This window comes from Lactobacillus sp. UMNPBX4, from assembly GCF_002554115.1.
GTDB lineage: Bacteria > Bacillota > Bacilli > Lactobacillales > Lactobacillaceae > Lactobacillus > Lactobacillus gallinarum.
On record NZ_PCZF01000049.1, the window covers coordinates 1 to 11,265 of the forward strand.

Genomic DNA, 11,265 nt, shown 5'->3' on the forward strand with positions numbered 1-11,265 from the left:
TTTTACCAGTTATATCAAATAACTTTGTCATATCATCACTACAAATCTGAATTTGTTTTTCCTTTCCTTACTTTTCAAGCATGTTTTTCAATTCTTGAAGATCTTTACTAGCTTCTTCATCTAACTTCATAATTTCAGCCAAAATGTCCTTTGTTGGTGGATATTTTACTGGAATATATTTAATTTCTTTATAACGATTAATAGATAAATCATAGTCATTATCTACAATTTCTTTCTTATCAACAAAGAATGACTTATCTGTTCTCTTTCGATCTTTTTCTTTGTCAAGATTCTTAAAACGATTAATAATGTCTGGAATATCATCCTTATCAACTTTGGTACGTTTATCATCCAAAGAATAACCATCAGCAGTCATGTCATAAAACCAAACTTTATCGGTGCCACCATGATTTGTTTTTGTGAAGATTAAAATGGCTGTTGAAACACCAGCATAAGGTTTAAATACACCTGAAGGCATTGAAATTACTGCTTCTAGTCTGTTTCCCTCAACCAATTGTTTTCTGATAGCCTTATGAGCTCTGGATGAACCAAAAAGAACACCATCTGGAACGATACAAGCGCAACGTCCACCAATTTTTAGCATTCTTAAGAATAGAGTCAGAAATAGAAGCTCAGTCTTCTTAGTTTTGCAGACTTTCAACAAACTATCTGAAACTGTATCATAATCTAGACTACCCTTAAATGGTGGGTTAGCAAGAACCAAAGAATATTCATCTGCATCAATGTTTTGATCAGACAGACTGTCCTTATATTGAATATTAGGATCAGTGATGCCATGTGTCATCATGTTCATCGCACCAATTCTAAGCATGGTCCTATCCATATCATAGCCGGTAAACATTGAGCTGTTGTAATATGCTATTTTCTCCTTATTGAAGAAAATAGCTTTTTCTTTTTCATGATCATTTTTTAAATATTCAGCAGCAGTTACCAAAAAGCCAGAAGTACCACAAGCTGGATCAGCAATTTTATCATCTGGAGTAGGATCCATTAACTCAACCATCATTTTAATAATATGACGTGGTGTACGAAATTGACCATTTCTTCCTGCAGTTGATAATTTACTTAAAAGATACTCATAAAGATCTCCCTGTACATCTGATTTATCAAATCTTTCATTTTTACCAGTGGATTGAATTTCATTCTTACGAACCTTATCCATAGTCGCATAAATATCGTCAAGTTTATCAACAACTTTGGCTAAAAACTCTGGAGTTGGCAATTTAAAAATTGCATCATCCATATACTTAGAATATGCGCTATTTTTGTCATCATGCAAATTCTTAATAAAAGGAAAAACAAAATGATTCATTAGATCAAACATCTTCTGTGGAGGAAAATCATGAAAAACTGACCATTTTAAATCATTTCCATCAATTATTTGACCACCAATATCTTTCTTTCCATCGAAAATACTCTCATAAGGAAGGTCAAGCATTTCATTTTCTTGGCGATGCACATTATCTGCACTATCTAGATCATGAATGAACATTAAATAAGTAATCTGCTCAATAACTTCCAGCGGATTAGTTAAACCACCTGCAGCAAAATCATCCCACAAAGAATCAACTTTGTTTTTAATTTCTCCGTTAATCATCTAATTCTCCTAAATTTTATTATTCATTAGTCAACATATTAATTTTAGCGCATATTTAAACGTAGCCTAAACAAAAAATCCAAGCCAAATCTTTTCTTTTTAGATTTTGACATAGAGTCCTAAAAATTAATCTATAACATAAAAAAGCTCCGCTTTACACGGAGCTTTTTCATATCTAGTTCAAATTAAGGTCTCTTCCAACCAGTAATTTGGTTATACGAAACTTGGAATGTATAACCCTTACCATTATTAGCTTCAACCACGTATTCGCCGTCACCGTCAATCAATAAGTCTGGATTATAAAGTATTACTCTCTTACCTGCAGTTAAAGTTTGGGTTCTTTCTTCATCTGGAAGAGAAACAACACTTGTTGTTGGTACAAATGAGATTTTAGCAGCATCACCATCATCATTAGTGTACTTCTTAAGATTCTTAAGCTTATTCTTGTAACTGCCATCATAAGCCTTAAAATCAAAGTCGGCTAAATTATAAACATAATCATTAATAGTACCACTGATTTCAAGGTTAAAACCAGTTTTGGTGTTAATAATGTCGGTTCCCCAATTATCGTCATCATCAAGGATTTTGATAGCTTGACCTTTGCGAATTATTTCAGGTGCATCATCATCGTAAGAGCCATCATATTCTGCTTTAGTTTCTCTCAAAGCAACCAAGTTACCACTCTTTCTATTCTTCAACCAGCCCTTGTATACAGCAAACTTAGCTGGATCTACTGGTGCAATATCGTCATCAGCAGTATCTGAAGAATTGTTAGAAGTACTTTGATCAGTCTTCTTCACAGCCTTTTTCTTTGCCGAAGCCAAATTAGAAACTAAAACGTACTTGTTCTTGCCAATACGCGCATATTTCTTACCCCTGATGGTCTTATAACCGTAAATCTTGATTTTCATGCCCTTCTTCAAATACTTCTTATGAGTGCGTTTACCATGGCTAGTGTAAATAGCGGCATTACGTTTCAACTTTCTAGAAACAGTTTTTGCTTCAACCACCTCTGCATTGCTATTAGCAGCAATTGCAGTTGTACCAACCGATAGCAAGGTAATTGCCCATGCTAGTAAACAAAGTCTTTTTTTAATCCATTTTCTAACTCCTTATTACTAAAAGATTTTCTCTTTTATATTTTAATATCTCAAGACTCAAAAACAGGCATATCTGCAATATTGCAGGAGCAAATCATGAATTTAATTTTTATCTAATACAAAAAAGCATCCCCATCGGGATGCTTTTAACTTTTTCTAATAAATGCCATAACCTGTCACAGGAATATAAGGCGTCCAATTGAAATCATACTCAGCTAGTTTTTCTAACTCCGTATTACCATCAATAATCGCAGTAACGCCTTGCGCAATCATCAGGTTCATCTTCTTCGGTCTCTCCGGATGTTCAGTAAATGGCACCAACACTACTGGCTTATGATTTGCTCGCATGAAGCCAATTTCAAACGCACAACCATCATCTAAAACATCCATATCATACAAAAACACGCCACAAGTGGCACTGTTTATCCCATTAAGATCATTTTGAAAAGTACCCACTCGCCAGGTCATGCTTCTTTGGCCACCAATTTCTGGATTCTTCTCTTCCGGATCAACAAAATCATAATCGAATGGAAAATGTACTTTGGCAATGGTTGGATTCTTAGCCAATATTTCTTTTGCCCTTTCCACTCGTTCATGATCTATCTCTCGATTGAATGATCCACCTAAATAGATCTTACCGGTTGCGATTTTCTTTTGCATTTAGTTTTTCCTCTCAGAATATTAATTTTAAAAGCAGTATATCACATATCATTCGTTTTTCGCACTATATATAGACATAATTTGCTTATTTTAAGTTTTATATTGACATAACACGTACATTAATTTATTATTTTAATCGAATCATTCTTAAAATAATATCAATTCTGGAGGTAGAAATGAACTCAAAGTTCAAAAAGATTTTATCAGTTGGTGCGATTGTATTTGCGGCAGGTTTAGCCTTAACCGCTTGTTCGGGCAAGAAGCAAGGTGCTTCAACTAACAAGGATACCAAACACGGTATTGCCTTAATCACCGACCAAAACGGTGTTGACGACCATTCCTTTAACCAAGCTGCGTGGGCTGGATTTAAAGCTTACGGTAAAGAACATGGCTTAAAGCAAGGCAAGGGCGGTTATCAATACTTCCAATCAAGTGGTCCTTCCGATTTCGTTCCCAACTTCGACCAAGCTTCTAAGGCTGGTTATCAAACCATCTTCGGTGTCGGCTTCGAACTACAACAAGCAGTTAGTCAGGCTGCCAAGAAGAATCCTAAGAAGAACTTCGTAATCGTCGACAGTGTAGTTAATGGTCAAAAGAATGTTGCTTCTGTCACCTTCAAGAGTAATGAAGCTTCCTATCTCGGCGGTTTAGCTGCAGCTTACACAACTAAGACCAACAAAGTCGGCTTTATCGGTGGTGCCAAATCAGCCATTATTGACTTGTTCGAGGCGGGCTTTAGGCAAGGTGTAGCCGATGGTGCTAAGGCGCTTCATAAGAAGATCACCGTTCAAACTCAATACATCGGTAACTTCACTGCTACTGATAAAGCGAAGTCAATTGCTCAATCAATGTACGCTAACAAGGCCGACATTATTTACCAAGCAGCAGGTAATGCTGGTAACGGTGTCTTCCAAGAAGCTAAGGATTACAACCAAACATTACCAGCCGACAAGAAAGTTTGGGTAATTGGGGTTGATGTTGATCAATCCGGATTAGGTAACTACACCGCTAAGAACGGTAAGAAAGCTAACTTTACTTTAACTTCTGTCTTAAAAGGCTTAAACGTGGCTACTAAGAGTATTGCTAACGATGCATACAACAACAAGTTCCCAGGTGGCAAGCACCTTGTCTACGGCTTGAAGGGCAATGGCGTTTCAATTACTAAGGGACAACTTAGCGACAAGGCTTGGCAAGCAGTTCAAAAGGCACGTACGCAAATCATTGACGGTAAGATTAACGTTGCTACTAAACCAAGTAAATAATTTCTAATTTAACAGTCAAAAACTCTTCGTCTTGATGGAGAGTTTTTTTATAGGAAATATCAAGCTATGGAAAATAAAAATACAGTTATTGAAATGAAACATATCGTTAAAGACTTTAATGGTTTTAAAGCTAATAACGATATCAATCTCAAATTGCATAAAGGCGAAATCCTAGCACTACTCGGCGAAAATGGTGCAGGAAAATCAACTTTAATGAGTATTCTCTCAGGTTTACTTGAACCCACTTCTGGTGAAATATTTGTTAACGGTGAAAAAACTAATATCGCTAGTCCCACGGCTGCCAAAAAATTGGGTATCGGGATGGTGCATCAACACTTCATGCTAGCTAATTCTTTCACAGTTTTAGAAAACATTATTTTGGGTCATGAGACTACTAAAGGACCTGTCTTAGATATTAAAAAAGCAAAAGAAAAAGTTTTAGCTTTATCTGAACGTTATCATCTAGCCATTGATCCCGATAAAAAAGTTGCCGATATCACAGTCGCACAGCAACAAAGGGTTGAAATCCTTAAGATCCTCTACCGCGGCGCAAATATCCTTATCTTTGATGAACCTACTGCCGTTTTAACCCCACAAGAAATTAAAGAATTTATGAACATTCTTAAAGGATTAGCTCATGAAGGTAAATCCATTATTTTAATTACTCATAAATTAGAAGAAATTAAGGCGGTCGCAGATGAAGTTACGATCATCCGTACTGGTCAGGATGTTGGTACTTATCAAGTCAAAGACATTAGCAACAAGCGCATGGCAGAATTAATGGTTGGACATGCGGTAGAAATGAAATTGACCAAAAGAGCCGAAAATTTTGGGCAAAATATTCTTGAGGTTAAAGACCTGCAAGTCAAAGAAAATCGCGGCAATTTAGCCATTAAAGGACTCTCACTCTCACTTCGCGCCGGCGAAATTCTAGGCATTGCCGGAATTGACGGCAACGGTCAAGATGAACTAGTTGAAGCAATTACCGGTTTACGTCACGTTGATCAGGGGTCCGTCATCATCAATGGTCAAGATATGACCAACAAGCCTACGAGAAAGATCACGGAACAAGGAGTAGCCAGCATCCCTGCCGATCGACAAAAATATGGCTTAATTCTGCAGATGTCGGTAGCAGATAACCTTATTTTGCAAAGCTACTACCAGCAGCCTTTTTCTCATCACGGAATTATCAACTTCGATGCAATCAAGAAGCATGCTAAAGCGGCAGTTAAAAAGTTTGATATCAGAACCGCCAGCAGCGATTTACCTACGGGAGAACTCTCAGGTGGTAATCAGCAGAAAGTCATTATTGCCCGCGAACTTGAACGAGGCAGTGATTTGATCATTGCCTTTCAACCAACTCGCGGACTAGACGTTGGGGCTATTGAATATATTCATAAACAATTGCTAAAAGAACGTGACAGAGGTAAGGCGATCCTCCTTGTCTCATACGAACTAAACGAAATCATGCAGTTATCTGACCGCATTTTAGTACTGCATGATGGTCAAAAATCTGGCGTAGTCAAGCCAGACCAAACTAATGAAACCGAATTAGGTTTATTAATGACCGGTATACAGAAAGAAGGACAAGACCTTGATCAAAGTTTCAGCTAAAACAAAACGTTATTTAGTACCTATTATTTCGGTAATTGCCGGATTTTTAATCGGAGCAATTATCATGCTCATTTGGAGCTACAATCCAATCACCGCTTATTCTTCCATGTTTGCTAGTGCTCTTGGTAACATGAATGGCTTAGGCGAAACCATCCGTGAAGCCACCCCGTTGATTTTTACTGCAGTTGGCTTTGCCATTGCATCAAAAGCAGGATTTTTTAACATTGGATTGCCAGGACAAGCTCAAGCCGGTTGGCTTACCTCTGTTTGGATCGTTTTAGCCAATCCAACTTTACCTAAATACATCTTGTTGCCATTGGCAATCTTAGCAGGTGCTCTAGCCGGAGCAATTGTAGCTGGGATAGCAGGATTTTTACGAGCATATTTTGGCACTAATGAAGTAATTACAACCATCATGCTCAACTATATCGTGCTTTACCTTTGCCAATATTTAATGCAGCAAGTTATGCCAGAAAGTCTGCGCAATGGTGCGGACACTACTAAAGACATTCCCGCCAATGGCAGCTTGCACTTAGATTGGTTGAGCCATCTTTTCGGTGATTCTCGTATCAACGCCGGTATTTTCTTGGGAATTGGTGCCATCTTAATTTATTGGTTCCTCATGAAGAAAACAACTGTCGGCTTTGAAATCAAAGCTGTAGGTCTTAATCCTTTTGCCAGCCGTTACGCTGGAATTTCTGCTAAAAAGAACATCATCCTTTCCATGCTTCTTTCTGGTGGTTTTGCAGGAATCGGCGGTGTAGTGCAAGGTTTAGGAACTTACCAAAACTACTTTACTCAAACTAGCAGTATTAACATCGGTTGGGATGGGCTTTCAGTAGCTTTATTAGGAAATAGTACAGCAATTGGGATTTTAATTGCTTCTCTCCTATTTTCTATCCTTAAAATTGGTGGTCTTGGTATGCAAACGGTAGCCGGCGTACCTTACGAAATTGTTTCAATTGTAATTGCCGCTATCATTTTCTTCATTGCTATCAAATATGTCTTTGACTTGCTCTTTGCAGTAAAGAAAACAGCTAGCTATAAGCATCCTTTAAAGAAAGGTACAGAAATTGGTCCGAACAACGGTGTCGATGGACCAAATATCAAATTACAAAAAGAAGGACCAGTATTATGAATCTCACATCTCTTCTAGCATTAATCGTTTCCTCAACCTTGGTGTATTCTGCTCCATTAATTCTTGCATCCCTAGGCGGTGTATACAGTGAAAATTCGGGTGTTGTCAATATTGGTCTTGAAGGTATCATGACCGTTGGTGCTTTTACCTCCATTATCTTCAACCTTACTTTTGCCCAAGATTTTGGCGCCGCTACTCCATGGCTAGGCGCACTAGTTGGTGCAATCTTCGGCTTGATTTTTTCTCTATTACATGCATTCGCTACAATTAACCTTCATGCTGACCACATCATCAGTGGTACGGTATTAAATTTATTAGCTCCGCCTTTAGGTGTATTTTTAATAAAAGCTATCTATGAGAAAGGTCAAACTCCTAACATTACTGCCAACTTTGGTTACACCAATATTCCGGGATTAGCAGACATTCCTGTCATTGGTAAAATCTTTTTTACTAATACTTCCGCTCCTGCATGGTTCGCTATTATCATCACAGTCTTGCTCTGGTGGATTCTTTACAAAACTAGAATTGGTCTGCGTCTTCGGTCAACTGGTGAAAATCCGCAAGCCGCTGATACCCTCGGCGTAAATGTTTACAAAATGCGCTACATCGGAGTTCTTACTTCTGGCTTTATGGCCGGTTTGGGCGGCGCAGTCTTTGCTCAATCAATCTCCGGTAACTTCTCTATCTCAACTATCGTTGGTCAAGGTTTTATGGCTTTAGCTGCTGTAATTTTTGGTAAATGGAATCCAATTGGCGCAATGCTTTCATCCCTTTTCTTTGGTTTTGCTCAAAGTCTAAGCATCATCGGTAATCAACTTCCAGGCTTTGAAAAAATCCCAACGGTTTATATGCAAATCGCTCCATATGTCATCACAATCGTTGTCCTAGTCGTCTTCCTTGGAAAATCTGTTACTCCTGCAGCTGCTGGCGTAAATTACATTAAATCAAAATAATTAACGAAGCAGTTGAAAAAAAGATACATGTATGATATAAATTTGATATATATAAGGAGTAACCGACAAATAATTGTACTCATGGCGTCAAGTCACGAAAGAAATTTCCGCTGTGAGTTTAAATGGTGAGACTATTACATAAACGCTCTTAAGTTTATGCAGTAGTCTCTTTTTTGTTTGGGACTTACTGAAATTTATTGGAGGGTCTTATATTGAAACAATATTATTTACAGACCAAAGCTAAAGTCTTAGAAGAATTAAAGACAGGTAGCGGTGGTTTATCATCTCAGCAGGCTAAGGATAACCTAGCTAAGTATGGCAAGAACGCCTTGATTGAAGGCAAAAAGAAAACGACATTGCAGGTCTTTTTAGAACAATTTAAAGACTTGATGGTAATTATCTTAATTATCGCTGCCGTGATTTCTGCCTTTACTGGGGAACTTGAAAGTACTTTAGTAATTATCGCGGTCTTAATCCTGAACGCAATTTTAGGTACTGTGCAGCACATCAAAGCTGAGAAGTCACTTGAATCATTAAAATCACTGTCTTCACCTAGTGCTAAAGTTTTGCGTGATGGCAAAAAGATTGAAATTGATTCAAAAGATGTTGTTCCCGGCGATATTATGTTACTTGAAGCTGGTGACATGGTAACTGCCGATGGACGTATCTTGGAGAACTTCTCACTGCAAGTTAATGAAAGTTCTTTAACTGGTGAATCAACTAACATTGATAAAGCGGATGTAGAATTTGATCATGAAATGCCACTTGGTGATCGTATCAACATGGTCTACTCTAGTTCTCTTGTAACTTATGGTCGTGCTAATGTAGTAGTTACGGCCACAAGGATGAACACAGAGATCGGTAAGATTGCTTCCTTAATGAACGAAACCAAGGAACGTCGTACCCCATTGCAAATCTCACTTGATAAGTTCTCGTCAAAACTTGCCACAGCAATTTTAATTATCTGTGCTATTGTGCTTGGTTTGCAAATATGGCGTGGTCAACCAATTATGGATGCTTTGCTCTTCGCAGTAGCATTGGCCGTAGCTGCAATTCCTGAAGCTTTAAGTTCAATCGTAACCATCGTTCAAGCCATGGGTACACAAAAAATGGCTAAAGAAAATGCCATTATTAAAAACCTGGCTGCCGTTGAATCGCTTGGTTCAGTATCAGTTATTTGTTCTGATAAGACCGGTACTTTAACCCAAAATAAGATGACTGTCCAAGATATTTATATCGGTGGTAAAACTCTTAAGCCAAATCAACTTGACCTAGATAATCAATTACATCGTTACTTACTATATGATGCAGTATTAAACAACGATTCTAGCTTAGTTGATGGCAAGGGTATCGGTGACCCAACGGAATACGCATTATTAGAAATGTACCGCCAAGTACCTGGTATCGACTTAGGTGATAAAGGCTTAGGCTTAACTGAAGAAGATTTAAGAGGGCTTTTAACTCGTAAGCAAGAAGTACCTTTTGACTCTGATAGAAAATTGATGAGTACTAAGCACTTGATTCATACAGTTCCTACTATCTTTGTTAAGGGTGCCATCGATGTCTTGCTTGATCGCTGCGTTAACATTAGATTAGATGACGAAGTTCGTCCAATCACGGAAGAAGATAAGAAGCAAATCTTAGCTCAAAACCAACACTTCTCCGAAAATGGTTTGCGTGTGTTAACTTTCGCTTATAAAGAAAGCGATGAGGACTTAACACCTGAAACAGAAAATGGCTTTACCTTCATTGGCTTGGTTTCTGAAATGGACCCACCTCGTGAAGAAAGTATTGCAGCTGTTGCCAGAGCTAAAAAAGCTGGTATCCGTACTGTAATGATCACCGGTGACCACAAGGTTACTGCAGTTGCTATTGCTAAAAAGATTGGTATCTTCAACGATGGTGACTTAGCTGTTACTGGTCTTGAACTTGATAAGATGAGCGATGAAGAGCTTGAACAAAAGATTGAGAAGATTTCTGTTTATGCTCGTGTATCTCCTGAAAACAAGATCAGAATTGTTAACGCATGGCAAAAGAAGGATCATATCGTTTCTATGACTGGTGACGGTGTTAACGATGCCCCTGCTTTAAAGAAAGCCGACATTGGTGTTGCCATGGGAATCACTGGCACGGAAGTATCTAAGGACGCTGCCAGCATGATCTTGGCTGATGATAATTTCGCAACCATCATCAAGGCTGTTGCTAATGGTAGAACTGTTTTTGAAAACATTAAAAATGCTATTATGTACCTGCTTTCAGGTAACTTGTCAGCTATTATTACGGTATTATTTGCTTCAATTGGTGGTTTCTCAGTACCATTTATCGCTGTACAATTACTGTTCATTAACTTAGTTACTGACTCTCTTCCAGCTTTAGCAATCGGTGTGGAACCAGGTGCTCCAGATGTATTGGACAGAAAGCCACGTGATCCTAAGGTTGGTATTTTGGATAAATCATTAGTTACCAAGGTAGGACTTCAAGGCTTGATCATTGCAGTCGGCGTAATTACCGCCTTCATGATTGGTCGTCAAACTAGTCCAGCTGTTGCATGTACGATGGCATTCTCTACTTTGACATTTGCTAGATTGCTTCACGGTTTCAACTGTCGTTCACAACACAGCATTTTCAAGATTGGCTTTAAGAACAACTGGTACAGCTTAGCTGCATTTGCTGTAGGTACATTGCTTTTAGCATTAATCTTGTTTGTACCAGCATTGCACGGTTTGTTTGCCGTAACTCCTTTAACTGGCACTCAACTTTTTTGGATTATTGGTCTTGCAGTAATGCCAACTGTATTGATTCAAATCGTTAAAGTAGTTAATGAAAATAAATAATTAGGCAAGCAAAAAAGCTTCGTTTCTTATGATGAACTGAGACCTAAAAATTAGACAGTTTAAATACAGGATTAATAGAGGCTTGA

At 38.1% G+C, this 11,265-nt stretch carries 8 protein-coding genes; 5 read left to right on the forward strand and 3 right to left on the reverse strand.

The genetic code is table 11. The features are described from left to right. Nucleotides 1-67: 67 nt before the first annotated feature. The 3 genes from CP355_RS08360 to CP355_RS08370 all read right to left on the reverse strand — a co-directional run bounded on the left by CP355_RS08360 (nucleotide 68) and on the right by CP355_RS08370 (nucleotide 3,378). Complete coding sequence (locus CP355_RS08360) at nucleotides 68-1,618, reverse strand: class I SAM-dependent DNA methyltransferase (RefSeq protein WP_098044320.1); 1,551 nt, start codon at nucleotides 1,616-1,618, stop codon at nucleotides 68-70. Nucleotides 1,619-1,803: 185 nt separating this feature from the next. Then, a complete protein-coding gene (locus tag CP355_RS08365) occupies nucleotides 1,804-2,676 on the reverse strand; it encodes an SLAP domain-containing protein (protein WP_158227544.1) in 873 nt (290 codons plus the stop codon). A gap of 198 nt (nucleotides 2,677-2,874) precedes the next feature. Beyond that, nucleotides 2,875-3,378, reverse strand: a complete 504-nt coding sequence (locus tag CP355_RS08370) for a nucleoside 2-deoxyribosyltransferase (protein WP_022087513.1) — start codon at nucleotides 3,376-3,378, stop codon at nucleotides 2,875-2,877. A gap of 176 nt (nucleotides 3,379-3,554) precedes the next feature. Here CP355_RS08370 and CP355_RS08375 point away from each other — a divergent pair, with 176 nt between their 5' ends. The 5 genes from CP355_RS08375 to CP355_RS08395 all read left to right on the forward strand — a co-directional run bounded on the left by CP355_RS08375 (nucleotide 3,555) and on the right by CP355_RS08395 (nucleotide 11,179). Continuing rightward, the gene (locus CP355_RS08375) at nucleotides 3,555-4,640 is read left to right on the forward strand and encodes a BMP family protein (protein WP_098044322.1); all 1,086 of its coding nucleotides are present in this window, start codon (nucleotides 3,555-3,557) and stop codon (nucleotides 4,638-4,640) included. Between the two features lie 66 nt (nucleotides 4,641-4,706). Next, nucleotides 4,707-6,254 (forward strand): ABC transporter ATP-binding protein, encoded by a 1,548-nt coding sequence (locus CP355_RS08380; RefSeq protein WP_056945604.1) that lies wholly within the window; start codon nucleotides 4,707-4,709, stop codon nucleotides 6,252-6,254. Next, nucleotides 6,235-7,392: an ABC transporter permease gene (locus CP355_RS08385; RefSeq protein WP_098036636.1), complete on the forward strand. Its 1,158-nt coding sequence runs from the start codon at nucleotides 6,235-6,237 to the stop codon at nucleotides 7,390-7,392. Before CP355_RS08380 ends, CP355_RS08385 begins: the two co-directional genes overlap by 20 nt. Next, complete coding sequence (locus tag CP355_RS08390; RefSeq protein WP_098044323.1) at nucleotides 7,389-8,345, forward strand: ABC transporter permease; 957 nt, start codon at nucleotides 7,389-7,391, stop codon at nucleotides 8,343-8,345. The genes CP355_RS08385 and CP355_RS08390 overlap by 4 nt, the downstream gene beginning before the upstream one ends. A gap of 212 nt (nucleotides 8,346-8,557) precedes the next feature. Beyond that, nucleotides 8,558-11,179: a cation-translocating P-type ATPase gene (locus tag CP355_RS08395; RefSeq protein ID WP_199161219.1), complete on the forward strand. Its 2,622-nt coding sequence runs from the start codon at nucleotides 8,558-8,560 to the stop codon at nucleotides 11,177-11,179. Nucleotides 11,180-11,265: the final 86 nt, after the last annotated feature.

What these genes read in the sequence shown, in the direction of transcription:
- CP355_RS08360 (WP_098044320.1), bottom strand. Translation starts at nt 1,618, where the DNA reads ATGATTAACGGAGAAATTAAAAACAAAGTTGATTCTTTGTGGGATGAT.
- CP355_RS08370 (WP_022087513.1), bottom strand. Translation starts at nt 3,378, where the DNA reads ATGCAAAAGAAAATCGCAACCGGTAAGATCTATTTAGGTGGATCATTC.
- CP355_RS08375 (WP_098044322.1), top strand. Translation starts at nt 3,555, where the DNA reads ATGAACTCAAAGTTCAAAAAGATTTTATCAGTTGGTGCGATTGTATTT.
- CP355_RS08380 (WP_056945604.1), top strand. Translation starts at nt 4,707, where the DNA reads ATGGAAAATAAAAATACAGTTATTGAAATGAAACATATCGTTAAAGAC.
- CP355_RS08390 (WP_098044323.1), top strand. Translation starts at nt 7,389, where the DNA reads ATGAATCTCACATCTCTTCTAGCATTAATCGTTTCCTCAACCTTGGTG.